The 25,800-nt window shown below is 72.7% G+C and carries 28 protein-coding genes; 20 read left to right on the plus strand and 8 right to left on the minus strand.

Annotated elements, in window-relative coordinates; all coding sequences use genetic code 11:
* The first annotated feature begins 197 nt into the window (after positions 1-197).
* The 13 genes from ACLBXP_RS09180 to ACLBXP_RS09240 all read left to right on the plus strand — a co-directional run bounded on the left by ACLBXP_RS09180 (position 198) and on the right by ACLBXP_RS09240 (position 13,743).
* Positions 198-2,288, plus strand: a complete 2,091-nt coding sequence (locus ACLBXP_RS09180; protein ID WP_447667332.1) for a caspase family protein — start codon at positions 198-200, stop codon at positions 2,286-2,288.
* Complete coding sequence (locus ACLBXP_RS09185) at positions 2,285-3,664, plus strand: hypothetical protein (protein ID WP_447667333.1); 1,380 nt, start codon at positions 2,285-2,287, stop codon at positions 3,662-3,664. The genes ACLBXP_RS09180 and ACLBXP_RS09185 overlap by 4 nt, the downstream gene beginning before the upstream one ends.
* 68 nt (positions 3,665-3,732) lie before the next feature.
* A complete protein-coding gene (locus ACLBXP_RS09190; RefSeq protein ID WP_447667334.1) occupies positions 3,733-5,217 on the plus strand; it encodes a hypothetical protein in 1,485 nt (494 codons plus the stop codon).
* Positions 5,214-5,729, plus strand: a complete 516-nt coding sequence (locus ACLBXP_RS09195; protein ID WP_447667335.1) for a hypothetical protein — start codon at positions 5,214-5,216, stop codon at positions 5,727-5,729. Before ACLBXP_RS09190 ends, ACLBXP_RS09195 begins: the two co-directional genes overlap by 4 nt.
* A complete protein-coding gene (locus ACLBXP_RS09200; protein ID WP_447667336.1) occupies positions 5,726-6,901 on the plus strand; it encodes a hypothetical protein in 1,176 nt (391 codons plus the stop codon). The genes ACLBXP_RS09195 and ACLBXP_RS09200 overlap by 4 nt, the downstream gene beginning before the upstream one ends.
* Before the next feature lie 75 nt (positions 6,902-6,976).
* Positions 6,977-7,954: a trypsin-like serine peptidase gene (locus tag ACLBXP_RS09205; protein WP_447667337.1), complete on the plus strand. Its 978-nt coding sequence runs from the start codon at positions 6,977-6,979 to the stop codon at positions 7,952-7,954.
* A gap of 89 nt (positions 7,955-8,043) precedes the next feature.
* Positions 8,044-8,853: an OmpA family protein gene (locus tag ACLBXP_RS09210; RefSeq protein ID WP_447667338.1), complete on the plus strand. Its 810-nt coding sequence runs from the start codon at positions 8,044-8,046 to the stop codon at positions 8,851-8,853.
* A 43-nt stretch (positions 8,854-8,896) separates the two neighbouring features.
* Positions 8,897-9,844, plus strand: coding sequence for a hypothetical protein (locus ACLBXP_RS09215; protein ID WP_447667339.1), 948 nt, complete (start codon positions 8,897-8,899; stop codon positions 9,842-9,844).
* Between the two features lie 28 nt (positions 9,845-9,872).
* The gene (locus tag ACLBXP_RS09220) at positions 9,873-10,838 is read left to right on the plus strand and encodes a hypothetical protein (protein WP_447667340.1); all 966 of its coding nucleotides are present in this window, start codon (positions 9,873-9,875) and stop codon (positions 10,836-10,838) included.
* Positions 10,839-10,845: 7 nt separating this feature from the next.
* On the plus strand, positions 10,846-11,265 hold the full coding sequence (locus ACLBXP_RS09225; protein WP_447667341.1) for a lysozyme inhibitor LprI family protein: 420 nt from the start codon (positions 10,846-10,848) through the stop codon (positions 11,263-11,265).
* A 72-nt stretch (positions 11,266-11,337) separates the two neighbouring features.
* Positions 11,338-11,958: a hypothetical protein gene (locus tag ACLBXP_RS09230; RefSeq protein ID WP_447667342.1), complete on the plus strand. Its 621-nt coding sequence runs from the start codon at positions 11,338-11,340 to the stop codon at positions 11,956-11,958.
* Between the two features lie 34 nt (positions 11,959-11,992).
* The gene (locus ACLBXP_RS09235; protein WP_447667343.1) at positions 11,993-13,423 is read left to right on the plus strand and encodes a hypothetical protein; all 1,431 of its coding nucleotides are present in this window, start codon (positions 11,993-11,995) and stop codon (positions 13,421-13,423) included.
* A gap of 11 nt (positions 13,424-13,434) precedes the next feature.
* Positions 13,435-13,743, plus strand: coding sequence for a hypothetical protein (locus ACLBXP_RS09240; RefSeq protein ID WP_447667344.1), 309 nt, complete (start codon positions 13,435-13,437; stop codon positions 13,741-13,743).
* Between the two features lie 34 nt (positions 13,744-13,777).
* Here ACLBXP_RS09240 and ACLBXP_RS09245 read toward each other — a convergent pair whose 3' ends face one another.
* Complete coding sequence (locus tag ACLBXP_RS09245; RefSeq protein ID WP_447667345.1) at positions 13,778-14,335, minus strand: hypothetical protein; 558 nt, start codon at positions 14,333-14,335, stop codon at positions 13,778-13,780.
* A gap of 315 nt (positions 14,336-14,650) precedes the next feature.
* Between ACLBXP_RS09245 and ACLBXP_RS09250 the strand changes: the two genes are divergently transcribed.
* From ACLBXP_RS09250 to ACLBXP_RS09260, 3 genes are read left to right on the plus strand one after another with little or no spacing between them, the layout of a single operon-like run.
* Positions 14,651-15,007 (plus strand): hypothetical protein, encoded by a 357-nt coding sequence (locus ACLBXP_RS09250; RefSeq protein WP_447667346.1) that lies wholly within the window; start codon positions 14,651-14,653, stop codon positions 15,005-15,007.
* A complete protein-coding gene (locus tag ACLBXP_RS09255; RefSeq protein ID WP_447667347.1) occupies positions 15,004-15,333 on the plus strand; it encodes a hypothetical protein in 330 nt (109 codons plus the stop codon). The genes ACLBXP_RS09250 and ACLBXP_RS09255 overlap by 4 nt, the downstream gene beginning before the upstream one ends.
* Positions 15,330-15,749: a hypothetical protein gene (locus ACLBXP_RS09260; RefSeq protein WP_447667348.1), complete on the plus strand. Its 420-nt coding sequence runs from the start codon at positions 15,330-15,332 to the stop codon at positions 15,747-15,749. Before ACLBXP_RS09255 ends, ACLBXP_RS09260 begins: the two co-directional genes overlap by 4 nt.
* A gap of 66 nt (positions 15,750-15,815) precedes the next feature.
* Here ACLBXP_RS09260 and ACLBXP_RS09265 read toward each other — a convergent pair whose 3' ends face one another.
* From ACLBXP_RS09265 to ACLBXP_RS09285, 5 genes are all read right to left on the minus strand, one after another.
* The gene (locus tag ACLBXP_RS09265) at positions 15,816-16,004 is read right to left on the minus strand and encodes a hypothetical protein (protein WP_447667349.1); all 189 of its coding nucleotides are present in this window, start codon (positions 16,002-16,004) and stop codon (positions 15,816-15,818) included.
* Entirely contained in the window at positions 16,001-17,209 is a 1,209-nt protein-coding gene (locus ACLBXP_RS09270) for a PepSY-associated TM helix domain-containing protein (protein WP_447667350.1), read from the minus strand. The genes ACLBXP_RS09265 and ACLBXP_RS09270 overlap by 4 nt, the downstream gene beginning before the upstream one ends.
* A gap of 11 nt (positions 17,210-17,220) precedes the next feature.
* A complete protein-coding gene (locus tag ACLBXP_RS09275; RefSeq protein ID WP_447667351.1) occupies positions 17,221-19,461 on the minus strand; it encodes a TonB-dependent siderophore receptor in 2,241 nt (746 codons plus the stop codon).
* A 435-nt stretch (positions 19,462-19,896) separates the two neighbouring features.
* Positions 19,897-20,535, minus strand: coding sequence for an HAD-IA family hydrolase (locus ACLBXP_RS09280; RefSeq protein ID WP_447667352.1), 639 nt, complete (start codon positions 20,533-20,535; stop codon positions 19,897-19,899).
* A gap of 66 nt (positions 20,536-20,601) precedes the next feature.
* Positions 20,602-21,762, minus strand: coding sequence for an alanine racemase (locus tag ACLBXP_RS09285; protein WP_447667353.1), 1,161 nt, complete (start codon positions 21,760-21,762; stop codon positions 20,602-20,604).
* Between the two features lie 115 nt (positions 21,763-21,877).
* On the opposite strand from ACLBXP_RS09285, the gene ACLBXP_RS09290 reads away from it, so the two are divergent.
* The 3 genes from ACLBXP_RS09290 (at position 21,878) to ACLBXP_RS09300 (ending at position 24,805) form a co-directional block, all read left to right on the plus strand.
* Positions 21,878-22,840 carry a LysR substrate-binding domain-containing protein gene (locus ACLBXP_RS09290; protein ID WP_447667354.1) on the plus strand — a complete coding sequence of 321 codons (963 nt, stop codon included), beginning with the start codon at positions 21,878-21,880 and terminating at the stop codon, positions 22,838-22,840.
* A gap of 316 nt (positions 22,841-23,156) precedes the next feature.
* Positions 23,157-23,921, plus strand: a complete 765-nt coding sequence (locus tag ACLBXP_RS09295; protein ID WP_447667355.1) for a histidine phosphatase family protein — start codon at positions 23,157-23,159, stop codon at positions 23,919-23,921.
* Positions 23,918-24,805, plus strand: coding sequence for an NAD(P)H-hydrate dehydratase (locus ACLBXP_RS09300; protein ID WP_447667356.1), 888 nt, complete (start codon positions 23,918-23,920; stop codon positions 24,803-24,805). Before ACLBXP_RS09295 ends, ACLBXP_RS09300 begins: the two co-directional genes overlap by 4 nt.
* 188 nt (positions 24,806-24,993) lie before the next feature.
* Here the strand turns inward: ACLBXP_RS09300 and ACLBXP_RS09305 are convergent, their stop codons facing one another.
* A complete protein-coding gene (locus tag ACLBXP_RS09305) occupies positions 24,994-25,146 on the minus strand; it encodes a hypothetical protein (RefSeq protein ID WP_447667357.1) in 153 nt (50 codons plus the stop codon).
* Positions 25,147-25,223: 77 nt separating this feature from the next.
* Between ACLBXP_RS09305 and ACLBXP_RS09310 the strand changes: the two genes are divergently transcribed.
* The gene (locus ACLBXP_RS09310; RefSeq protein ID WP_447667358.1) at positions 25,224-25,430 is read left to right on the plus strand and encodes a hypothetical protein; all 207 of its coding nucleotides are present in this window, start codon (positions 25,224-25,226) and stop codon (positions 25,428-25,430) included.
* A 39-nt stretch (positions 25,431-25,469) separates the two neighbouring features.
* Here ACLBXP_RS09310 and ACLBXP_RS09315 read toward each other — a convergent pair whose 3' ends face one another.
* The gene (locus ACLBXP_RS09315; protein ID WP_447667359.1) at positions 25,470-25,598 is read right to left on the minus strand and encodes a hypothetical protein; all 129 of its coding nucleotides are present in this window, start codon (positions 25,596-25,598) and stop codon (positions 25,470-25,472) included.
* Between the last annotated feature and the right edge of the window lie 202 nt (positions 25,599-25,800).

Genomic DNA, 25,800 nt, shown 5'->3' on the forward strand with positions numbered 1-25,800 from the left:
ATGCTGCTCGTCCGGCTCTATCCCCTGCACCTCGCGGCCCTCGGCCTGGTCTTCGCGCTCATCGACCGGATGTGAGCGCGTAGGTCCCGGGATCGCGGCCGGCATTGTGTCGCCGCTCCCGGCCGACTATTCCGGCCCCCGTCCGGAGAAGCCGGCGGCGGGACCCGGTCGCGCCGGCACCCTACAAGGAGTGGCGCATGGTGACCCCCGCCACGGTGTCGGCTCGTCGTGCACGATCGCGCTTCCGAGGCGGTTGGCCGCTGTTCCTCGTGCTGGTCGCCTTCGCCTGTCTCCGATGCGCCGACGCGGCCTGGGCCGCTGAACCAGCCTCCTTCGCCGACAACGGCGACTCGGTCGCGGTGGTGATCGGCAACCGAGACTACAAGCAGACCGTGCCCGTCGACTACGCGCACAACGACGCCGACGCGATGCGCGACTACCTCGTCCAGCGCCTCGGCTACCGCGAGGCCAATGTCTTCGTCCTCAAGGACGCGACGCTGAACGAATTCAACCAGGTCTTCGGCACCGAGCGGAACCCGCAATCCGGGCGCCTGTGGCGCAGCGTGCGCGAGGGCCGCTCGAACGTGTTCGTGTACTATTCGGGCCACGGCGTGCCGGACCTGTCCACCCGGCAGCCGTTCCTGCTGCCCCAGGACGGCAACCCGAACCTGGGCGAGAGCGGCTTCGCCCTCGAGACGCTCTACCGCAACCTCGATCTCGTGAAGCGCAAGATTGGCCCCGAGCGCCAGCTCGTGGTGATGGTGGACGCCTGCTTCACCGGCGAGACCGGCCGCAAGGGCGAGAGCCTGCTCGCGGTCTCGGCCCCCGGCTTCGCACCGGCCAGGCCGAAAGCCGAGGCGGGGATCGTGAGGATCGTCGCGACCTCGGGGGCGACGCCCGCGAACTGGGACGCGGCAAACCGGCTCGGCCTCCTCACCAGCCGGTTCCTGATGGGGGTTTCCGGGCTTGCCGAGGAGGCGGGCGGCGACGTCCACTGGCCCGCGCTCAAGGCCTACCTGCGCCGCGAGGTGGCGGAGGCGGCGCGCCGGATGAGCGGGCGCGAGCAGGTGCCGGAGGTGGACGACGCGCCGATCGTCATTAAGGCCACGGCCCCGGTCCCGGCCATCGCGGGCGGCGTCGCGCAGGTGCGCGACGAGGCGGCGTGGCGCCGGGCGGAGGCGCTCGGCACCCAGGCGGCCTTCGAGACTTACGTCGGCACCTGCGGGCCGACCTGCGCCTACCGCGCCCAGGCCATGGACCGGCTCCTCGCCGGCCGCCAGCAGGACGCCGCGGCCCTCGACCAGGCGAACTGGGCGAAGTTCGGCACCGCGCGGCAGTATCAGGCCTACCTCGACAGCTGCGGCGCAGTCTGCGCCTACCGCAGGCTCGCCCTCGGCTACCTCGGCGGCTCGGATCCCGCGGGCGACCCGCGGGTCCAGCGCTGCGACGCGCTGGCCGCCGGAACGGACGATCCAGACCGGCCGAGAAGCGTCGAGGGGGTGAAGCTGGGGCGCATCGAATCCGCCTCGGCCATCGAAGCCTGTCGGGCGGCGGCGGAGGCCTACCCGAAGCTGCGCCGCCTCGCCTACCAGCTCGGCCGGGCCTATGACCGCGCGGACCGCTACCGGGAGGCCTTCGCCGCCTACGATCAGGCCGCCAAGGCTGGCAGCATCTCGGCGATGAACAACCTCGCCACCCTCTACGAGAACGGCCAGGGCGTGAAGCGCTCGCAGGCCGAGGCGCTCCGGCTCTACCGGCAGGCCGGCGAGGGTGGCAACGTGGTGGCCCTCGCCAATGCGGCGCGCATGCTCGAGTACGGCAACGGCGTCCCCAAGGACGAGGCGCAGGCTGTCGGCCTCTACAAGCGCGCGGTGGAGGGCGGCGACGTCGCCTCGATCTCGAAGCTCGTGCCCCACTACGCGACCGGCGCCTACGGCTTCCCGAAGGACCTGCGGCAGGGCTTCGACCTGTTCCGGCAGGCCGCCGACCGGGGCGACCCCGTCGCCATGGCCACCATGGCGACGCTCATCGACAACGGCTTCGCGCGCTTCTTCCCCGGCGTGCGCTCCGCCGACATGGTAATGCGAGCCCTGAAGCGGGGCGAGCTCGGCGCGGCCTCGGTCTCGGCGACCGACACCGCGGCCCAGAAGCTGAAGCCCGAGACGATCCGGGAGGTCCAGAAGGCGGTGAAGCAGGCGGACTACTACCCCGGTGCCGTCGACGGCCGCTTCAACCCCGTGTTCGTGCGCGCGCTCGACCAGTACGCGCGCGCCAACGAGGTCGAATGAGCAGGACTCCGCGGGCGCTGCGGGCCGCCCCGACCCTGCTCCGCGTCGCGCTCTTCTCGGCGCTCCTCTCGGCCTCGTCGCCGGCCCGCGCCGATCCCGGCACCGCGGCGCTGACCCCCTTCCTCGACGCCGTGGTGGCCTGCGCCGGGCGGTCGGCCCTCACCCTTGCCGTCGTCGGCCTCGACCCGGGGCAGACCGCGTTCTCGCGCGAGCAGGCCGAGGAGGTGCGCCTCGCGGCCGAGACTCGCCTCCAGGCCACCGGCCGCGCGCGCCTCGCCGCCGCCGCCGACGTCGTGCGTATCAAGGCCCTGCGCGAGGGCACCACGGGCCTCGCGGCCACCGAGGCCGAGGCGCAGATCCGCGCGGCCTTCGCGGGCGACGCCAGCGTCTTCCTGGTGGACGCCCGGCGCGCGGGCGACACCGCCGCCTTCCGCCTCCAGGCCATCACCAGGGCGGCCGACTGCAAGGCGACGAGCGAGCTCGTGGTCCTGCCGATCCGCACCGGGCCGGGCGTCTCGGACGTCGACGCCGTGATGGAGGGCGCGGTCCGGGCGCTCGACGCCGCGGTGCCGAACGCGGGCCGCGTCGACATCTGTCCCTTTGCCACCGATGGGGGGCACTCTTCCTGCGCGGGGGTCCTCACTGACCGCCTCGTGATCGCGCTCGACGCGGAGGCGCGCGCGCCGAACCGCGTCCTGAGGGGCGGGCGCCTGGAGGTGCGGCGCCAGCCCCCCGGCACGACCTGCCCCGCCGCCGGCCTCACGGCGCGCGGGCGCTTCCTCACCGACCAAGGCCGTCAGTCCTGGATGGAGCTGGAATTCCAGCGCGACGGGGCCGTCGTCGCCCCGACCGGGCGTCGCCGCATCGGCATCGAGGGCCTCGGCTGCGACCCGACACCGCGCCCCTTCCTCGACCACGTGGCGGCCACCGCCCCGACCGACGGGTCCCGGCTCGCGGTCTCGGCCACCGCGGCGCCCTTCGCGCGGGGCGAGCGCCTGGAGATGCGGATCGAGGCGAAGGCGCGCCAGAGCCTCTACTGCTGGGTTCTGGCCCCAGACGAGACCGCGTTCGTGGCGCTGCCCGTGCGGGGCAACGCGGCCACTGAGGCACCCCTCCCCCCGGGGACGGCCCGGCGCTATCCGCGCGGCTACGGGCTGGACGAGATCGTGGCCGGCGAGCCCTTCGAGAACTTGTTCTCCTGCTTCGGGGTCGAGGGCGGGCTGCCGCCCGAGCTGGCGGCGCGCTGGCTCGACGCCGCCCCCGCCGTCGACGCGGAGGCGCGCCTCCTTCAGCCCGCCGACGTGCTCGATCTGCTCGACAGGATCCGCCGCGTGCCCGGCGTGACGGAGGCGACCGCGCGCATCACTGTCCGCTGAGCGTGCGAGATCTGCTCTGGCCGCCCATCGTTGGGAGGAGAGCAGCTCACGTGGGAGTTGTAGGGGGGATGACGGAGGGTCACGTAAAGTTTATCGGTGGGCTGGGCCTTCGGGCGCGTGAAGCAAACCATGGGGGGCGACTCATCGGGGGCTACGATGAACGCTGCGCGGCCGACCTCGCCAATGTCGGCGAGGGGCGCGACCTGACGCGTGAGGATCGAGCGTGGCTCATCCGGGTCGTGACGGGCGGCGTGCGGCCGAACCGCGACAAGCCGCTCTGGGAACTCGCCCACGCGCTCGCCGCCCTAGCTGCGCTCACCCGGGCGCGCGAGGGCCGCGACCTCGTCACCCTCGTCCTCGACCCCCGGCTCGCCAGGCCGGGCGCAGCCGCCGCCCGCTTCGCCGACGCGCAGGCGGAGGCCGCCGCCACGGACGCGCGCGGCCTCGTGCTCCCGGCCGAACGGGACTGGCACTGCACCTGGGCCGGGCTCGCGCGCCTGCTCGCCGTCGGCGAGTTTCTGCTGACCGCCGACGACCTCGCGTCCTTCGCCACGGTGTCGGGCTGGTTCGACGAGCTCGTGGCCGCCCCTGGTGCCGCCGCGGCCGAGCTGCTGGGCAAGCGCCTCGCGCGCCAGCTTTCGGCCTACCGCAACGCCCACCTGCCCCTCGCACCCTATGAGCGGCGCTTCCGGGCGATCCTCGCCCATCTCGACGGCCGCACCGCCTTCACGGACGACGACATCGTCGCGTTCTGGCAAGGCGTGATGGCGGCGGGCGAGGAGCGGCCGGGCTTCCGCACGGTCGCGGAGCACTTCGTCACCTTCGAGGTGGCCGGACACCTTGTGGGCAGCCTCGCGAGCCTCGGGTCGGCCGCCTCCCTCGACGCGGTGGCGGGCTGGGAGGAGCGCCTCGACGCTTCCCTCGCGGATCTCGCCGCCGCCGAGCCGGCGGAGGGGCTCGCGGACCTCCTCGCCGACCTGCCGGACGGGCTCAAGATCCTCACGGGCGCGGAGCGGGACGACCTCGCCGACCTCCTGCGCCTCGACCCGTTCCACCGCACGCGCCCGCTCACCAGCCTGCGCGCGGTGAGCTTCGGGCGCGTCCAGGCCGGCCTCGCGAACCGCCTGCGCCGCGGTGGCGGCGGGGCCGGCCTCGCCGAGCGCGCAGCCTGCGCGGAGGCGGAGAGCTACGAGGATCTGGCGGCCCGCGCCGGGGCGCTGTCGGCCCATCTCGGGCGGATGCTGCGCATCGCGGCGGCCCTTCGGCTCGCCGCCGCCGACGATCTCTCGCCCGAGGTCCGCGCGGCGCTCGCGGCGGCGGAGGCCGACCTGAAGCGGGTGCGCCGGGCGGGCTTCGACGATCGCGCGCGGGTCGAGGCGGGCTTCGCCGCGGCGGACGCCGCGCTCCTGCGCCTCGCCGCCGAGGTCGGCCGCCTGGAGCGGTCCCTCGATGCGCTGGGGCGGCAGCGTCCGCTGGCGGCCGCCTTCGCGGCCGACCGCTCCGTCTTCGCCGAGACCCTCTCGGCGGCCTACGCGGACGAGGCGGCGGCGTGAGCGAGGCGGCGCGCCTGCTCGCCGAGATCCACGCGGCCCGCGCGCTGGTGGGCGCGCCCGCACCCGCCGCCGCGCGGCCCTCTGCGGCGGCGCTCTGGGCCCATGCCGTGCGCGAGGCCGGCGCCCCGGTGGATCTCGAGGTCGCGCGCGCGATCCGCAGCGATCCCGAGGCCGCGCGGCGCTACCGCACGCTGCTCGGCGCGCAGGCCGTGGCCCACGCCCCGCTGGCCATCGCCGCCTCGGACGGCGCCCTCGCCGCACGCAGGGTCGGGCCCTTCGTCCTCGAGGTGGTGCCCGCCGACGACGATGCCCCGCCGCTCCTCGTCATCCGCGGGGGCGAGGGCCGGCCGACGCGGGCGCTGGAGGTGAGCCTCGGCGGGGAGGTGGTGCGGCTCGCGCTTCCGGAGCCGGTCGAGGGCGCGATCGTGATCGCCCTGGACCCGGCCGCGCCCGAGGCCGACAGGCTCGGGCAGCTCCTGCGCGACCCGGCCTCGGCGGTCTTCCTGTTGTGAGCGCGGGAGCGCCGAGGCCGGCCGCGATCCTGATCGTGGTGCCGACCACGGGCGGCCTGCTCGTGGTGCGCTCGCTCAAGGTCCGCCAGGGCCTCCCGGCGTCGGCTGCCTTCGCGCAGGGCGATTACAGGCCGCTGCCCTGGTCGGGCGACTACGCACGGCTCGCCGCCCCGGGGGGGCCGCTCGCCGGTCTCACCGGAACGGCAGCCCCGCACGAACTGCGCCTGTCCGGCTCCTTCGATGCCGGCCGCTCCTGGGAGGTGCCGGTCTGCCTGGCGCACGGCCTCCTGGCGCGGGGGCATCGCCTGGTCGCGGAGCCTGGCGAGGCGGATTGCGTGCTCTGGGCGACGGGTGCGGTCGATCTCGATCTCGCGGTGCTGCCGGGCGACTACGCCCTGCTCGACAAGATCGAGCGGTCTCGCGCGCTGCTCACCGGCCCGTCGCGGCCCGCCTGCGCGGTGCTGCTGCCGGAGGGCCCCGAACGCGCCGAGGCCGTGCGCGCCATCGAGGCCCTCGGCGGCGCGAGCCCGCCGCGTCTCCTGCCGGCAACCTCCGTGACCGCGGCACTCGACGCCCTCGCGGCGCCCGAAGTCCCCACAGCAGGCCCGGCGCCGCGCCCGCCGTTGCGGCGGCGCGGCGCCGGGCTTGCCGCAGGCGGCCTCGCCCTCGGCCTCGCAGGCGTCGCGCTTGCAGCCGTCTATCCGCGACCGCCCGCCGCCGAGGCGCCGGCGCCCGCGGCGGCCGATCCTCGCCCGCTGGCGGGCGGGCAAGGCGGCACCGAGCTGCCGGCGGCCCGGGCCGAGGCCACGCCCGGATCTGGCGTCCTCGTCGACGAGCTCGTCGCGCCCGCCCGCTCCTCCTGCCGGCGGGTCGCCTTCGGGGCCGATCCACCCGAGCGCCGCCCGGTGCCGGCAGAATCGGAGGCGCGGCTGCGCCCGAGCCGCCTCACGCCCGAGCTGTGCGGCCTCGCCTTCCGCCCCGCGGCACCCGGCGGCCGGATCGAGGTCGGGCCGGAGCTGCGCGCGGCGTCGCTGCCGCCGACCGCGCTCGACGACGGCGCCCGGGCGTACTTCCTGCGCGAGGGCGCGCGCCAGAACCTCGTCTACGCGGTCCAGGCGGTGCCGGAAGCGGGCGCCGCGCGCCGCATCACCCACGCGCTCGAGCGTCGATGAGGCCGCGCGTCAAAGAAGCGTCGTCGCGCGGATGCATGCGTGCGTCGCCGGAAGGACATGGGGAGGAGGAGAGGAATGGCTGAGGCCCGCCACCGGAGGCGCTGCGCGCGGCTCGCCACGCTCGTCGCGCTGACCGTCTGCGCCGCGGGAGGGGCGCGGGCGCAGAGCGTCGGCTTCGATCCCGCCGATTACGGCAAGGCGCAGCTGCCCCTGCGCCAGACGACCGGCGATGCGGCGGCCTACGTCGATCAGAACAAGGGCGCGTTCGAGCCCATCGCCGAGCTGGACCCGAGCAGTACGCTTGCGGCCCTGGCCCGCCCGATCGGCCGAGTCGACATCGTGATGCGGAACGGGTCGAGCGGCCAGACGGCCGGGGCCTCCTGCACGGGCGAGCTCGTCGCGGGCGACTACGTGCTCACGAACCACCATTGCCTGCCGCAATCGGGCGACCTCAGGCCGGTCAAGGCCTCGATCCTGATGGATTACCTGACCCTCGACGGGAAGGGCGCGCGGCGTTTCGAGATCGACCCGCGCCCCGTCGAGTTCGACCCGCGCCTCGACTACGCCATCGCCCGCGTCGCCGGGCACCCGACCGCGACGTATGGGTCGGTGCGACTGTCCGGCGAGGCCGTCCCGGGCAACCGCTCGATGCTGGTGATCCACCATCCGCTCGGGCGGCCGAAGGTGATGAGCCGCTTCCGCTGCTTCGCCCTCAAGGACCAGGCCGAGGGGCCGGACCTGCGCCATCGCTGCGACACCCTCGGGGGGTCGTCGGGCTCGCTGATGTTCGACGCGGATGCGGGCGTCGCCCTCCACAAGGAGGGCGGCCTCGACCCGAAGGACGCGACGAGCTTCAACGGCGCCACGCGGCTCGCCGCGATCCTCGGCAAGAGCCGCGTCCTCGCCGAGGCCCTCGCCGCGCAGGCGCGCCCGGTCGCCAAAACCTCGACGCCGGCCCCACCGGCGGCTCCGCCAGCCGCCGCCGCCGCCGCCCCGCCCGCGGGCGGTCCCCTCGATACCGACGGGATGAACGCGATCCTGCGGGGCCGGTGAGGCCGGCCAGCGGCGAAAACCGCTCTGCGAGCCCCATGGAGGGGGCACGAGGGGCCGAGGCACGGCCCGCAGCGACGAGGAGTTACGCCATGCGCAAGGGTTTCGCGCCCCGCCCCAGCCTGATCCTGGCCGTCGCGGTGCTGCTCGCGGCGCAGCCGGCCTCGGCGGGTCCGCTCACCGAGGTGCCGGGCGAGCGGGGCACCGCGTCCGGGGCACCGGCGCCGTCTGTCCGCGACGAACTGCCCCCGTCCCGCGACGTGTCCGCGGAGGCCGAGGAGGCGCGCGCCGCCAACCCCTCGGCCACCGCCATCATCCGCTCGCTCGCCCCCTTCGCCGACGGCAATCCGGGCGCGCCCGCCAGGCCGCTCGCCGTGACCCCCGCCGACGGGGGCGCGCCGATCCGGGTCGACGCCGCCCGCGCCGTCGATCTCACCGTGTTCTTCGCCTACGACAGCGCGCGGCTGACGCCGGAGGCGCGCATCCAGCTCGAGCCCCTGGGTCAGGCGCTGCGTTCGGGCGTGCTCGCCCGCCAGAGCTTCCTCATCGCCGGGCACACCGACGCGGCGGGGGGCTGGGGCTACAACCGACGCCTGTCGCTCGCCCGGGCCCGCGCCGTGCGGACGCACCTCGTCGCGACCTACGAAATCGACCCTGCCCGCCTGCGCGTGCACGGCTGGGGCCCCGGCCGGCTCAAGGATCCGGATGCGCCGCTCGCGCGGGTCAACCGCCGGGTCGAGGTGAGCCTGATCGCGCCCCGGGCCGCATCCCTGGGCTCGTGGAGCGAGCCCGTCGCCTTCGACGCCTGCGCCGGGCGCGACCTTGCCGATCCCCGGCGCCGCGTCGCCCTCGATCTCGACGACTTCGACGCGGCCCCGACGCCGCTGCCCTGCGCCGACTGATGATCCGCCGCCCCATGAGACCCGAGACAGGAGCCTAAACCTCATGCGCACGCTCTCCGCCGCCGTATCGGCCGGCCTCGCCCTCGTCCTCGCCCTGTCCGCCGCGCCCGCGCTGGCGCAGCCCAAGCCCAACATCGTGGTGATGGGCGAGGATGCCGACGAGGATGCCGTCCCGCGCGGCAACCGCATCTTCCAGCGCGTCATCGGCGAACTCTCCGAGACGATGAACCTGCGCGGCTACAACGTCTACGACGAGACCGCGGTCGCGATGGGCTTCACGCAGCCGAACCGCGTCAGGCGGCGGGACGCCGAGCTGATCGAGGTCGCCCGCGCCGTGTCGAACCCGCCGCTGGACGTGGTGGCGATCTTCCAGATCTACGCCTCGGCCTCGAAGTCCGCCTACGCGGACATCGTGCGCCCGCAGGTGCGCATTCCCGGCCGGCTGCTCAACGTCCGGACGGGCCAGTCGCTCGGCTCGTTCGAGGTCGCGAGCCTGCAGCTTCCGCCCCTGCCGCAGGGCTGCGACCGCGAGTGCCTGCTGGAGCGGGTCGGGGCCGAGGCGAGGACGATCGCCGGGGACGTCGCCGCCGCGCTGACGGCGAAGCTCGACGGCTTCGTCGCGCCCCGCCGCGGGGCGGATGCCGGGGCGCCGGCGGGCGAGGGAGCGTCGCCCGCGCCGCTGGCCGGGGGCGCCCCGGCCGCGGGGGGCGAGGGCTGCGGCGGCCTGCCCACCGCCTACAGCGTGCGCCTCGACGGCTTCTCGCCCCAGGAGGTGCAGGCCGCCGAGGAGTACATGGCGGCCTTCCGCTGCTACGAGCACCACCGCACGGTGCGCGCCGGGGGCTCCTCGGCCGAGTACTGGTACGAGACCCGCTCCGACGCCGCCCGCCTCACCCGCAACCTGCGCCTGATGCTCGACCACATGAGCGCGCCGGGGCAGGTCCAGTTCTCCGGCAACACCATCGTCGTGCGCCGCGTCGCGACGCGCTGACCACCGCGAACCTGTCAGGGACCCGCCGATGGCTCACCCCAGTCCGACCCGCCCCGTCCTCCGGCTCGCCGCGCTCCTCGCCCTGCTCGCGGCGCCGCTCGCCGCCCGCGCCGCCGAGCCGGTCTTTCCCACCAACGCCTCGGTCGGCCTCGTGCCGCCGACGGGCATGACGCCCTCGCAGACCTTCGCGGGCTTCGAGCACCGGTCCGGCGCCTCCATCCTCATCGCCGAGATGCCGCCCGAGGCCTACCCGCAGCTCGTGGAGCGCTTCACGCCCGAGGCCCTGCGCGCGACGGGCTTCGCCGCCAAGGGGGCCGGCGAGCCGCTCCCCGTGGCGGGCGGCGAGGGCCGCATCCTGCGCGGCAGCCAGGCCGCGAACGGCCAGACCTACGCGAAGTGGGTCGCGATCGTCCGCGGCGCCCCGGGCACCGGCCTCGTGACCGTGCAGGTGCCGCAATCGGCCGACGCCCAGGTGCCGGCGCCGGCGGTGGAGGCCGCCCTGCGCACCATCGGCTTCCGGGCGCCCGCGAGCCTGTCCGACCAGATCGCCGGCCTGCCCTACAGGGTCGGGGATCTCGGTGGGCTGCGCCCCGTGCGCGTATTCATGGGAAGCAGCCTCCTGCTGACCGACGGGCCGAAGGATGTGGACCCCGAGGGAACCCAGGCCCTGGCCATCGTCACCCCCTCCATGGGTCAGGTCTCGGTGCCCGCCGGCGGCGAGGGCGCCCTCGCCCGCAAGGCTTTCCTGGGCGGCCTGCCGCAGATCAAGGACGTGGCGGTGACCGGGGAGGACCGCTCGGCCCGCGACGGCGCCACGGTCGTGCGCCTGCAGGGCACCGCCAAGGATGCACGGTCCGGGCGTCCGCTGCGCGTGACGCAGACGATGCTGTTCGCCCAGTCCGGCTACCTGCGCCTCGTGGGCGTCGCCGGCCCCGACCAGGCGCGGGCCCTGGACGGCATCGAGCGCGTGGCCGCCTCCCTGGCGCTGCGGTGACGCGGCCGTGACCCCGTCTCGCAGCCGCGCCGTCGCGCTCCTGTGCCTCGCGGGCCTGCCGGCGGCGGCCGGCCCCACCGATATTCCCGGCGAGACGCCCGCCTGTGCCAAGGCCGAGGACGCGATCGATTGCCTGTCCAGGCTTGCCGATCGCAGCGAGGCTCGCGTGCGCGCAGGACTCGCCAAGGCCCGTGCGGCCATCGCCCGGAGCGGGACGATCGAGGCGGCCGGCACCCGGCCGGAGGCCCTCGAGGCACTGGAGCGCACGCAGCGGGCGTGGCGGTCCTACGTCCGGGCTCGCTGCGAGGGCGAGGTTCCCGTCGCCTTCACCGGCGGCACCGGCCGGAACCACGCCGTGCTCACCTGCCTCAGGATCCACGGAGAGCGCCGTGCCACCGAACTCGCCGACTTCGCGGGTCTGGACTGATGCGCAGCGGAACGACCCCGCAGGGCCGCCCGCCGCGGCTGCGACACCCCTGAGAGCCGGAGGAAGCTGAGCATGCGAACCGTCCTCGCCGGCGCGATCATCGCCCTGTCGGTCGTCGCCCCGCCGCCGGCCCGTGCCGAGGCGGTCCCGAGACTCCTGCGGGAGTGGACCGCGCTCAACGGCCTCTGCCGGGGCGGCAGCGGCGACGACCCGCGCACGCAGGCCGCCTGCACGGCGCGCGACGCCCTCGACAGCCGCCTCGCCGCCGCAGGCTGGTGCTACGGGCGTCCAGGAGAGTTGGGCGCCCAGCGCGCCTGGCGTCCCTGCGGCGACGGGGGTGCACCGTCGCCGCCCGATCGCACCGCGACGCCGCAGGGGCCGGAGCGCCGCGCGCTCCTCGACGCTGCGCGCGGCCCGGCCGAGGCCGGCCGCAGCGAGCCCGTGCAGTTCGTCGTTCACGCCCTCAACCGCGAGGGCGGCTGGGCCTTCCTCTTCGCGCGGATGCAGCGGCCGGACGGCCGGGCCCTCCGCCGCGCCGCCGACGACCTGGACTCGAGCGACTACGCGGCGCTGCTGCGCCGGGACGGAAGCGGCTGGCGGGTCGTCGACTTCGCGGTGGGGCCGACCGACGTCGCCTGGGAGGGCTGGGGCCGGCGCCATGGCGCGCCGGCCGCCGTCTTCGCGGTCCGCTGAGGCCCGCCCACACCGCCGACCTGGGGAGATGCGCATGCGCGGACGCCTCGGGGCCCTCGGGCTCCTCCTCCTGATACCCGCCCCCGTCGCCGCACAGGCGCTGGGACCGGACAGCCTCCGAGAGACCGCGCCCGGATACGCCCGGTCGCCGGAGGTGGACCGCGCCGGACCGACGCCGGAGCCCGGCGCGGCGGATGCGGGACCGGACCTGCCCTTCGCCTCGACGCCCGACCTGCGCGCCCGCACGGTGGCGCAGCGGGTGCGGCGGATGCAGTCCACGGATCCCCTCGGGGCCGCGGCCGTGGCACGGGAACTCGCGCGCCACGACTACGACGCCATCTTCCGCGGCTTCCTCGACGGGACCGAGCTGCGCGAGACCGATGCGGGCGACGTGCTCGCCGCGTTCGTCGCCCTGCAATGGATGGTCGCCAACGACGCAACGGCGGAGCCGAGCCCGGCGGCGCTGCGGGCCATCCGCCGCCAGTTCGCGGCGCCCCTCGCCGGCAAGCCGCCCCTGTCGCAGCCCGCCGCCCGCGCGGCCTTCGCGGAGGAGGTGAAGCTCCGCGCCGTCCTGCACCACGCCGGCTGGCAGGCGGCCAAGCGCGCGGGCACGCTGCCGCGCTTCCTCGCGACGCTGCCGAGCGACGTCCTCGCGCCGGCGACGCTGCGCACCCTCGCGTTGACGGATGCGGGGCTGGTGCCGCGGGCCGGCCCGGCCCGGGCGGCGGCGCCCGTCGCCGCGGCTCCGACGCGCGCCGCCCGCGCGATACCGCCCGAGCCGGACCTGCCGGCCGTGCCGCGCTTCCCGGAGAACTGGACAGCCGTCGAGGGCGTGTACTTCCGCGCCGCCTACGGCCTCGGGGTCGGCGGCATGATGATCCTGCGCTTCGAGCCCCTGATCCTGTTCCGCGACGGCACCTCCTACGAGGTCGCGTCGGCGGCGCTGGAGGACGTGGACCTGCCCGCCGAGCGCGTCGCCAAGCCCCGCCGGTTCGGCTGCTGGACGCGCGCCGGCGACACCTTCGCGCTCACCGACGATCGGGGCCGCGCGGAATCCTACAAGCTCCAGGACGGCAGCTTCTTCCGCGCCTTCCCGGCCGGCGCGGGGGAGACGGTCGCGCGCAGCTACCGGAACCTGTCGGGGGGCGGCAACACCGCGCTGGGCGGCGACGTGATGATCGCGGTCTCGAACCAGTACGACTTCCGGGCGGACGGAACCTACGGCCGGGGTGGCTCGGTGGGCGCCACGAACTCGGGGGCGACCAGCGGCGTCGGCTCCGCCGTCTCCAGCCGCCGCGCGCCGGAGGGCGGGCGTTACGCCCTCGACCGCCACACCCTGACCCTGACGGCGGCGGACGGGCGCGTGCGGCGCCTGTTCTTCGCCTTCGCCTCGCACGGGGATCCGCCGGCGATCGACCGCGACATGGTCTTCGTGGGCGACGCCGCCTTCACGCCCCAGCGGTGAGGCGGTCGGCCATGCTCGTCCCGCTGCGCCGGCCCCTCACCGCGGCCGGGCTCCTCCTCCTGCCGCTCCTCCAGCCGCCGGCCGCCCTGGCCGCCCTGCCTCCGTCCTGGGAACGCGTCCGCGCGTTCCAGGCCGTACTGGAGGCGGCTGCGCGCGTCCTCGGGGATCGCCCCATCGATGCGGTCGAGCGCACGGAGGACGGGCGCTTCCACGTGCGGGCGGGGGGATGCCGCGTCGCGGTCCGCCTCGTCGACCGCCCCCGCGCCGGACCGGGACCCCGGGCGTTCGAGGCGGTTCCCGACGCACCGGACTGTCCGTAGGGGCGGTCCGGTCGCGACTTCTCCTGGACCGACCCTAGCGACGCCGCCTGCCCCGCACCTGCGCCATGGCGTTGAGGATCGCCGGGATGCCGCCCTGCACGCCCTGGCCGGGCACCCAGTAGCCGCCGCCCAGGATGCGGTTGAGGCGCGCGGTGAGACGCGCCCGGCGCGTCCAGGGCAGCGTCGCATCGCGGTCGGCCCGCGGGTGGAGGCGGAGGAAGGCCTGGGCGCCGATCCCGGCCTCGCTCACGTGGTCGAGCGCCGACCACGGGATCCAGTCCGTCGAGAGCCGCCGATCGAGGATGCCATGCGCCGAGACCGACACGACGGGGCCTCGCCGCAGCAGGTCGCGCAACGCCGCGAGGGCGCCGAGGCCGAAGAAGGCACCGCCGCCGACGAGCACGACCGCGGCCACGGGTCCGGCTCCGGACGCGAGCGTGAAGACGATCCCGGCGATGAAGACGGCAGCGGCCGCGAACAGGCCCAGCAGGCGTCGGCGCGCCACGGGCAGGTCGATGCGACCCTCGTCCGGCACCGGCTCCCGCGGGGCACCCCGGGGCGGCCTCTCGCTCGCGGCGCGGCGGTCCGGCATCAGTCCGGCCACCCCGCCCGGGCCGCATGTATCGCGCCGCGCAGCATCATGAGCACAGGATAGGACTGCGTCGGGATCGGGAACAGGGTGGGTCGGAGACGCGGGACCACGTTTACCCGGCGTGCGGAACGAGCCGTTCGCGGCCCGGCCGGCCATAAAGGCCATCCCGAGCCACCGGTTCGAGCCCGCGGCGACGATCCGGACCAGGGCGCGCCCGCGGGCGTCGGGATGCCGACATCGCGAAACCGGCTCTGGATGGTTCATGGCTGTTGGGCGGCACCGGGGGCTGCCGAGACACAGGGGAGCGATGAAGCGATGATCATCTGGTCGGGTTGGGGGTTCCTGCCGGTCCTCTTCGGAGGGTTGGGCATGGTGGCCGGCGTACTTCTCGATCCACTCCTTGCCCGACTGGGCCTTCCGGCCCAGAGCGGGCTGATCGTCGGCTGGCTCGCCGCGGCCGCCGTCAACGGGTGGGTCGGGACGCGGCTCAACGGCGGACAGGGCCGGGAGCTCATCGACCCGACGACCGGACAAAGGGTCATCCTGCGTCGCAGGCACACGCTCTTCTGGATCCCGATGCAATACTACTCGGTCCTGATGCTGCTCCTCGGCATCCTCGCGGTGCTCGGCGCGCTGGGCGTCGGTTCCGCATCGAGGCTGCGACCCCAATGAGACGTTGGGGTCCGGCCGCGCGGTTGCTGCGGTGGCGAGGGTTCCCGCTCGCGGTCGCGACCATCGTCATCTGGCTTCCCGCGATCCTGCTGACGATCGCGATTCTGGTCAGCAGCCTGGCGGAGTGCCGCCTGGACGAAGGCAACGCCCATCCCTGCCTCATCCTCGGACTGGATGTCGGGACCGTTCTCTACAGCTTCGCGGTGAGCGGATGGCTGATGCTCGTGACGTTTCCCTTCATGGCGCTGACCGGTTTGGTCTGGTTGGGGCGCGCGCTGTTCCTCGCGGCCCGTTGGGCCAGGTCTCTCGGCAGAAAAGCTCCATGACGGCAACGCGACACGCCATCCTGCTCGTCGCGGCCCTCGCGGCCGTCCCGTCCGTTCGAGCCGACACGTCGCCTGAGTGCCGCATCGCAGGCCGAATCCCCGCCGAGGATCTGCCCGCTGCGGTGTCGACCGAGATCCGCGAGCGGTTCGGTCCCCTGTCCTGGCCGGGTGGCCCCTTCAACCCGAGCGATATCGTGCAGCCCGGGATTCCGACGCGGCGCCTGATGGAGGTGTGGCGCAACGGCGATCGTTGGGTCATGGCGATCGAGCAGGGTGGCCGCGGCTACCACGTCTCGGTCGTAGCGCTCGACCTCGAAACCGGCAGGAGGCGCGTGAGACGGGCGGAGAAGCGGACGGCCTATCCCGGCAACCGGTGTGCAACGGTCGCGGGTCTCCTTGCCGGACGAGCTCCGTGAGCCGGACTGCGCGGCGCACGCCGATCACGGGGCTGAATTCCGACGGTATCCAGGACGCCGCGCATTTCATGGCGCGCGTTGCCGCCTGTAGCTCAGGCCCGCCAGCACGAACGGCAGGCACGCGCAGACGAAGCCCAGGGGCTTCCAGATGCCGCCCTCCGCGAGCATCGCGACGAGGCCGATGATCGTCAGGCTCGCCTGGCTCAGCACGAACGCCAGCGGGCGCCTCTGCCAAGCCGTCGCGAGCCGGGTCATACCGCGCCCGCCGCGCGCCGTCGGACACGCCGCGGCCGGGCCCGCGTCCACCACAGCCAGGCGCCGTTGCCGGTGATGAAGAGGGCGGCCCAGGCCAGCAGGTTCCAGAGGACCTTCAGCGGCCATGCTCCGTAATCGCCGAAATGCAGAGGTTGCGAGAGCCTGACGAGCGTCAGGTACCAGGGAAGCTCGGCGACCTCCGCCACGCCGGCGGTGCGCGCATCGACGAGGGCGATCTCGAAGACGCGCTTCTGCAGACCGGTCGGCCCCGTCAGCAGCACCGTGAAATGCTGGTCGGTCGAGAATGCTGTGCCTGGATAGATCATCAGCGTGGCGCGCCAGCCGGTGCGCGCGGCCTCCGCGGCGCCTCGGATCGCGTCGAGGGAGGCCGCGGGTGTCGCGCCCTCGCCGACCGTCCGTTCCGTCGCCACGTAGGCCGCCGTGAGCCTGCGCAGCTCCGTTGCCTGCCAGGCCATCAGGGCGACGCCGCCGAGGGCGAGCGCGATGCCCGTGACGGACACCAGCACCGTCCAGCCGAACGTGGCGACGCCGATCAGATTATGCAGGTCACGCTGCCGCAGCGCTTCGCCCCGCCCGCGCCGGATCGCACCGAACGCGAGGCCCCTGACATAGGGGCCGTAGACGACGATGCCGGAGACGAGGCAGACCGTCACCAGAAGGCCGACGCCGCCGCCCGCGAGCTGTCCGGCCAATCCGAGGAACCAGTTGGCGTGCAGGGTCAGCAGGATGCCGGTCACGGTCGTCCGTGGGTCCGGGCGTGGCAGGACCGCGCCCGTCCGGGTGTCCAGCACGACCGGCTGCGAACCGGCCAGCGCGCGCGCGCCCGGTTCGGCGAGGTTGACCGTCAGGTGCTCCGGGTGATCCTCGTCCAGATCGACCGCGACGATGCGCTTGCCCGGGTGCAACGCCTGCGCCGCCGCGACGAGGTTGTCGAGCGACCGGATCGGATCACCCGTCGCCTCCAGCGCCGGCTCGGCTCCCGTCCAGGCATCGATCTCCTCGTGGAAGATCAGCACCGTGCCGGTGAGGCACAGGACGAGGAAGAACGGTGTGGCGATCAGCCCGCACCAGCGGTGCAGCCAGAGGTTGATCCGGAACGTGCGCGAGGCCGTGAAGCGCGGGGCCGTCGCCCCGGCGACGACGGTGCTTCCCGCCCCGTTCCGTCCACGCGCGCGCTCAGCCAAGGCCGGTGCTCCTACCAGCGATAGGCCAGTGTTCCGAACACGCTGCGCCGGAAGCCCTCGAAGACGTAGCCGGTGTAGAAGCCCGAGGTGTAGTAGCGCTGGTCGAACAGGTTGGTCGCGTTGATCGACAGGCTCGCGCCCTTCCAGGCAGGATCGAGCCGGGCGAGGTCGAAGCTCAGCGAGGCGTCGACCAGCGCGTAGCCGGGAATGAAGTCGACGTTGGTCGCGTCCGTGCGCGAGCCGACGTAGCGAACGCCGGCCCCGGCGCGCAGGCCCCCGAGCGGCGACGCGAGCGGGAAGGTGTAGTCCGCGAACAGGGACACGGTGTTCTCCGGCGCGTTCGCCAGGCGGTTGCCCACCAGCCGCGGATCGGACGGGTTCCGCGTCACCCGCGTGTCGAGATGCGCGAAGCCGAAGATCAGGTTGAAGCCCTCGAAGAGGTTGGCCTTGCCCTCCAGCTCGAAGCCCTTGGCGACCGCCTCGCCGGTCTGGATGAAGAAGCCGGGATTGAGCGGGTCGGCCAGCGGGATGTTGGTCTGGGTGATCTCGAAGTACGAGGCGGTGTAGAGGGCGTTGCTGCCCGGCGGCTGCCACTTGACGCCGCCCTCGACCTGGGTCGCCTCGCGCGGGCTGAGGGCCGAGCCGTCGGCGCGTTGACCCGCGATCTGCGGGTTGAAGGAGGTCGAGTAGGACGCGTAGGGCACGAGGCCGAAGTCGAACTCGTAGCCGAGGCCCACGCGATAGCTCAGCGCCGAGAAGCGCTGCTGGTCGACGGTGGTCCGGTTGAGCGTCGGGACCGGCAGGTTCGGGAAGTTGAAGGTGCTGCGGATCTCCTGGTCGACCCAGTCGTTGCGCACGCTCCCGGTGAGGATGAAGCGATCCCACTTCATCTGATCCTGGAAGTAGAGTCCGGTCTGCTGCTGCAGGGCGCGCGCCGAGAAGTTCGTGCGCTGCGGGAAGGCGATGGCGAGGTTGTAGACGGGATTGTAGAGGTCGATCAGGCGGTTGGCCGCGGCGGTCGGATACCCGTTCGGATAGGTCCGCGCGTCGCGGCGATAGTAGTTCTGGAAGTCGACGCCGAAGACGACGTTGTGCTGGACGTCGAGCGTCGCGAACTGGCCCTCGACGTGATTGTCGGCGAGCAGCCCCTGGCTCGACTGGTCGCGCAGGTACGGAAAGACCGCGACCGCCAGGAAACTCGGGGGCGTGAACCCCGGCGAGGCGCCGACCGCATCGAACTTCGAGGTGGTCTCGAACGCACGGAAGGCCGAGTGCAGCAGCCATCCCGGCCCGAAGGTGTGATCGAGGACGTAGCCGATCTCCTTGTTCTCCAGGAGGCCGGTGTTGAAGTTCGGCTGGCCGACGAAGAGGTCGCGCTGGTAGAATCCGCGGGCGCTCGGGATGAGCGAGCCGACGATCGGCAGGCTCTGCTCGGAGCCGCCGCCGCGGAACTCGGCATACTTGGCGAGCACGGTCAGCGAGGTGTCGGCATCCGGCCGCCAGGTGAGGGCCGGCGCGATGAAGGTGCGGTCGTCCGGGGTGTAGCGGAACTGGCTGTCGGCGTTGCGGACGAGGCCCGTCACCCGGTAGGCGAATTGCGGTGCGCCCTCTACCGGCCCGGTCAGGTCGAAGCCGGCCTGGATCCGGTTGCGGTTGCCGCCCTGGATGAAGACCTCGTTGAAGGGGACGAAGCTCGGGCGCTTCGAGACGAGGTTGATGATGCCCCCGGGCTGCCCGGCGCCGTAAAGGACCGAGATCGGCCCCTTGATGACGTCGATGCGCTCGTAGGCGTAGGGCTCGACGTTCTGGTCGAACGAATTGAAGCCGTAGCGCAGGCCGTCCTCGTAGACGTTGTCGAAGTTGTTGGCGTTGAAGCCGCGCAGGGTGAAGGTCGGGCCGCCCTGGCCGCCCGGATAGTCGACCGCCTGGATGTTGGGCGTGTAGGCCACCGCGGTGTTGAGATCCTGCACGCCGCGCACGTCGAGCTCCTCGCGCGTGATGACGCTGACGGTCGCTGGCGTCTCGAGGATCGAGTCGTTGCCCTTCATGCCGGCGGTCGAGCGGGTCGCGACGAAGCCCGTCGTCCCGAAGGTCGGCTGCTGACCCTCGACGGACAGTTCGTCGAGGATCACCGAACCCGCCTGCGCGGCCCCGACGAGCGACGGTGCATTCGAGGTGCCGGGCGGCTTCGAGGCCTGCGCCTGCACGGAGACGATGCCGACAACGAGGGCGGCGGATGCGACACCGGCCATCAGAACGAACTGACAATTCCAGCGTTCGCAGACACTACCAATAGCTGCGCACATCTCACGAGGTTCCGCTTAAAAAGTCCGGCGATCGACGCTTCACTACCTGTCTGCGTGATCTTGCGGCAACAGCGGAGATTTTGAATACGTCTAAACTCAGAATTCTGGAATGGTTACAATGATTTTTCCAAGGTGTTAGTCGAACTTGCATTTCCACCGCATTCAGTTCTCCTCCCTCGGCTTCGCGTGCGCCTCTCACGAAACCCATGTTTGTGGATCGTGTCCGCTGAGCCACATCCTGCCCCACGCCGCCCCTGGATTTTCATCTGTCGGCACGCGTTCGCGTTGAACGATCGGAGGACGCGGGATCCGCCGATCGGTCGCCGAGCGCATCGGCCAGGACGGTCCGGTCTGTAACGGTCCTAGATCTCCCGCGACCTCTCACGCGCCTCGATCGAACAAGCTGCGCAGCGCATCCAGCGTGGTCTCGTGCGCCAGCGGGGGCACGACGCCTATGGGAGCTGCCATGCCCACCCGATCATGCCAGTACGTCGCCAGGCCCACCTGCGCCGTCCCGACGAGGTCGTACGCCGAGCCCGCGACGAACAGGCAGCGCGCCGGTTCGACCCCGAGCGCCTGCAGCCGCAACCGATAGGGAAGTGGATCCGGTTTGTAGAATCCGGCCCGCTCCGCCGTCACGACGGCGTCGAACGCGACGCCGACGCGATCGGCGGCGATGCGGCCCAGCCGTTCGGAGCAGTTGGTCACGACGCCGAGCCGCACGGAGCGGCCCGCGAGCGTCCGCAGGGTCTCGGTCACCCCCGGCCAGGGTTCGAGCTCGCCGTAGCGGTCCTCGAGGTCGGCCGCGAGGCGGCGCGGCAGCCCCACCGCCTCCGCGGCGTCGGCGACGAGAGCCTCGTAGGGCCGGTACGATCCCGTCCGGTAGGTGATCCGCAGGTATTCCGCCCGCCACCGGCCTCCGGCCCCCGCGTCGCCGGCGACCGCGTTCCACAGGGACCAGCTGTCGAGCAGGGCCGTCAGGAGATCGAACAGGACGGCGTCGAACCGTTGGGGCGTCATGGGGGGCATCTCCTTCCGCACGGGCCGGCTCCCCTCCGCCGCGCGCCCGACGATGGCCGGCAGCGCCTACCAGCCGTTGATCCGCGGCCACACGGCACCGACCCGCCCGTCGGTATCGAGGACGTGGTAGCGATCGTGCTGGGCGCAGGTGGCGCAGGCGTGGTTCGGCAGGATCCGCACCTGGGCGCCGATGGGGAGGTCGGGTGGGACGGCGCCGGAACCCGGCCGCAGGGCCAGGATGCCGTGCTCCTGGTTGGCGTCGGCGACGATCAGGTCCGGGTAGGGCCGGCCGGCGCGGTCGCAGACCAGGCCGTAGCCCTGGTCGACCGCCTGCCGGGCCGTGCCCCGGTCGCGCGACAGCGCCATCCAGCCGGCATCCGTGATGATCCAGCCCTTGTCGCGGCGGTGTCCGATCACCGTGGCGAGCACGCTGAGCGCGATGTCGTCGATCGCGACGGAGCCGACGCCGGCCTGGAACAGGTCGCCGAACATGAACACGCCGGCGCGGACCTCGGTGACGCCGGCGAGGTCCCGGGCGTAGCGCGCGGTCGGCGTCGAGCCGATGCTCACCACCGGGCACGGCAGGCCCGCGCCGCGCAGCTGGGCGGCCGCCGTCCCCGCGGCCGCGCGCTCCTGCTCCGCAGCCGCGGCGAGAGCCTCAGGATCGCTGAGGCCGTAGCTGTCGCCGGCATGGAGGAGCAGCCCGCGCAGTTCCGCGCCCGCGCCGAGCGCGCGCCCGATCGCCAGCAGCGAGGCTGCATCCGCCGGCTTCACGCCGGATCGATGCCCGTCGGCATCGACCTCGATGAGCACAGGCAGGCGATCCGCCGCCTGCGAAGCCCAGGCGGCCACCGCCTCCGCCTGCTCGAGCGAATCGAGCACTACGGCGAGGTCCGCCCCCCACCGTCGCCGGATCGCGCCGACGCGGTCGAGCTTCCCCGGAGCGATGCCGACGCCGTAGATCATGTCCCGCACCCCGCCCTCGGCGAAGTACTCGGCCTCGCGCAGGGTCGAGACCATTGCCGGTCCGGCCTGACCGCTCATCGCCAGCCGGGCCACGTCGAGGGATTTGGCGGTCCTCAGATGCGGCCGGAAGGCCACCCCCAGTCCGTCGAGATGCGCCCGCATCCCCGCGATGTTCGCCCGTAGACGCGCCTCGTCCAGAAGAAGGCACGGCGTCGACAGGGGAAGCGATGCCGTTCCGGCATCCGCGGTGGGCAAGTGCATATCTGGTCCGGTGCCCAGCATGTCGGCGCCTCCCTCGCTGGCCCAGCCTGAAAGACCACGGCGGTCAAGGCGACGCCATTAATCTGTCCCGCATCCTGGATTAAGGTCCGCCTTAATGCTCGATACGAACGATCTCCGCTTCTTCGTCACGGTGGCGGCCAGCCCATCCCTGGCCGCCGCCGCCCGCAGCCTGAACGTGACCGCGCCCGCCGTGACGCAGAGGCTGCGTGGCCTGGAAAAGCGGCTGCGCGTTCACCTGGTCGACCGGTCCGGTCGCGGCCTCACGCTGACCAACGAGGGGGAGTTGCTCGCCGAGCGCGGCCGCGCCCTTCTCGGAGGCTTCGATGACCTCAACGACGCCCTCGCCGAGCGAGTTGGGCGGGTGACCGGGCACCTGCGCATCGTCGCGCCCCTCGGCTTCGGGCGCCGCCACGTGGCCCCGGTCGCGGCGGCGTTCCGCGTCCGCCATCCCGGCGTCAGGATCGATCTGCTGCTCTCCGACCGCCTGGGCCGCATCCCGGCCGAGACCTGGGATCTCGCGATCCACGTCGGCGAGATCCGGGACGCGACCCCGAGCCTGACCGTGCGCGCCCTCGCACCGAACGACCGCATCCTGTGCGCGGCACCCGCCTACCTGGCCCGGCATCCGGCCCCGCGCACGCCGGCCGAGTTGCGGGACCACGCCTGCATCGCGCTGCGCGAGAACGACGAGGACGTGACGCTCTGGCGCTTCCGCGCGGTGGACGGCAGCGAGGCGCGCGTCCGGGTGGATGCGGGCCTGGTCAGCAACGACGGTGAGGTGGTGCGGGGCTGGGCCCTCGCCGGCCTCGGCGTCATCGTCCGTTCGGAATGGGATATCGCGGACGACCTGCGGGCGGGGCGACTGACGCGCCTGCTCGACGGTTATGCGTTGCCGTCGGCACCCGTCGTCGCCCTGCTCGGCTCGGAGCGGCGGTCGCGCGCGGCGAGGACGGAGAAGTTTCTCGAGGCGCTCGGGCGCTCGTTCGAGCCGATCCCCTGGCGGGCGCCTGGCCTGCCGGGTGGCATCGGATGTCAGGATGCATCGTCCTTGACGTAGGACGCCAGGCCGTTGCCGAAGGACCACTCGTCTCGCGCATTCGTTTCGGGGCCCGCGGATGCGCTGCCGGAGCCTCTGCCGGATCGAACAGGCGATCCGGCTGTCAGGCGCATCAGGGCCGGCGTCCTCGCTGTCGCCCATCTCGGCCATTCGACGAAATCTGTAGGCATCGCCGAAGCGGACATCGTCTTGCACAGCGTCGCACAGCCGTTCGCGCTGTCCTGCGCGAGCATCCGACCGTAGCTCTCCTCAAAAGACCGCCGAACCGGCAAGGTTGGTGGGCGTTGCCGCACAGGTCGTGAGGGTCAGGCACCACATGCAGCAGCGTTGGCCGAGCCGATTGTGGATTGTGCGTCACGGCGAGAGCGCCGGCAACGTCGCTGCCGAGGCTGCGCACGGCGCCAGGCTCGCGCGGATCGACATTGCGGAACGGGATGTCGATGTTTCACTCAGCGCGCGTGGCGAACAGCAGGCCGATGCGGTCGGACGCTGGTTCGCGGACATGCCGTCGGATAACCGCCCCGAGACAGTGCTGACCTCGCCCTACCTTCGCGCTCGGCAGACCGCGGACCGCATTCGAATCGCCGGCGGCCTCGCTCCGGACGCGCTGAAGCACGTGGTCGACGAGCGACTTCGTGAGAAGGAACTCGGCATCCTCGACAGACTGACGCGGACAGGCGTCGAGCAACTGCATCCCGAGCAGGCCGAAATGCGGCACCGCCTGGGCAAGTTCTACCATCGCCCGCCATCCGGCGAGAGCTGGTGCGACGTCATCCTGCGGCTGCGGAGTGCGTTGGACACCGTTTCTCTCCACCACGGCGAGAGGCGTGTCCTCATCGTGGCCCACCAGGTGGTCGTGCTCTGCCTGCGCTACCTGCTGGAAGAGCTCACCGAGGCGGAGATCCTCGCCATCGACGCGGAGGGGGACGTCGCGAACTGCTCGGTGACGGAGTACGCCTTCAGGCCGCGTGAGGGGACCACCGGCACGTTGGCGTTGGAGCGCTATAATTTCGTGGCACCCGTGGCAGCGGCTGGGGCGCCGGTCACCTCCGAGCCCGACGCTAAAGTGACCGCCCGATGACGCCCCACCCAACGCTGACCGCCGAGTGCCTGCGGCATTGCCCGCTACCGACACCAAAGGAGGGCAGCAAAGACGAGCGCGGCAGCGTTCTGGTTGTCGGTGGCTCGAGGTCCGTCGCAGGAGCCGCCTTTTTGGCTGGCGTGGCGGCGCTGCGCGCAGGCGCGGGGAAATTGAAGATCGCGACCGTCGAGAGCGTCGCCGCTGTGATGGCGCTGGCGGTACCCGAGGCGATGGTCATTGGCCTCGCCGAGGACGCGGAGGGCGGCTTTGACACGGGGAGCGCATCGGATCAGCTAGCAAAGCTTGCAGGCGGGTGCGATGCCCTCCTGGTCGGGCCCGGCATGGTCGAGGGCGATGCGACCACTGAACTGTCGGTGGGCCTGCTTCAGGTGCAGCGTTCCGCTTCCTTCGTCCTCGACGCCGCCTCCGTTTGCGGCCTCGGCGCGCGCTCGAACGACGTTCGGGCCTGTGCCGGCCGGACGGTGATTACGCCCCATGCCGGTGAAATGGCGCAGCTTCTGGACATGAGCCGGGAGTCGGTGGAGGCGGATCCGCTCGACGCGGCCCTCCGTGCGGCAGACCTTTTGCAGGCGGTGGTCGTCATGAAGGGCGCACGAACCTGGATCGTCGAGCCACGCGGCGCACGCTGGCTCTACGAAGGCGGCGGCGTCGGCTTGGCGACGTCGGGCTCTGGAGATGCCTTGGCTGGTTTGATCGTCGGGCTGCTTGCACGCGGCGTCGCCCCGATGCCGGCTGCCCTGTGGGGCGTCTTCCTGCACGGGGAGGCTGGGAAGCGATTGGCAGCGTCGGTCGGCCCGATAGGCTTTCTGGCTCGGGAGATCGCGGGTGAGGTGCCCAACCTGCTGCGCGAAGCCAAAGCTTAGTTTCGACCATATCCGAGCAGGCCTATGTCTGCCGAGGGCTGCCGGTGACTTCCCCGCCGCAGGACGCGTTCAGCGGGCAGGCCGGCGGCTTCCGACACGTCACCCGCGGGGCGATCGATGGCGACTGCGGCGGCAATGCCGTGACGGGCAGCGACGCGGCGCCGAGCGGCAAATGGGTCGCGGTCGGATCAGTCGTGGAACCACTCGTACCGTCGCACCTGATAGGCCGCCTCCGCTGCGTCCGGCGGTACGATCGAGCTCGGACGCGGGCCTCGCCCCTCCACCGCGATCACGTCCGCAACGAGAAGCAGGAGCAGCAGACTGAGCTTCCGACGTGACATGGCTGCGCTCCGGTTGTGAGCGTGACCATGTGCGAAACGATGCCGGGCAACCGTGATGCTCGTCACGGAGCAATGACGTGTCCTGCGCCTTCGTGCTGGCTGATCACATCGGCGCGGCAAACGTCGTGTGCGAGTTGCGCGACACCGACCGCTACGGCCGGACGGCCTCGGTGTGCCGGACGGGCGAGCAGGATCTGAGCGCATGTGCCGCGGCTCAGTTCGACGTCGATGACGATCCGGCGAGACCGGGGGACACCGCAGGCTCGCGACGTCAGCCGAGCTGATCCGTGCACATTGAACTGAACAGGGTTGAGGACCGCACGTCACACGAAGTGAGCGGGCAGGGCCAGCAGTCGCATGTACTCGACCACGGCCAGTGACAGGCTTGCCATCATCGAGATGGCAGCGACGCGATCGAGGATGGAGAGAGATTTCGCAACAGGCCGGAACATCGATCATCCCCTCGCTTGATCAGCCGGCATCGGCTGTCTTGAGACGAGGTTATGGTTAAGCTCGGTTGCGCGTCGATTTCGTCGATTGTTGCGCGCCGCTTTCCACGGCCGCACCTCGGCTCGCGCCCGGCATTCACCCTGTCAGGAAAGGGGCGGCCGCAGGTAGCTTGGTCGCGGCCGCGAGGCTGTCAGGTCAAGCGCA

The sequence above is a fragment of the Methylobacterium sp. A54F genome, assembly GCF_053346035.1.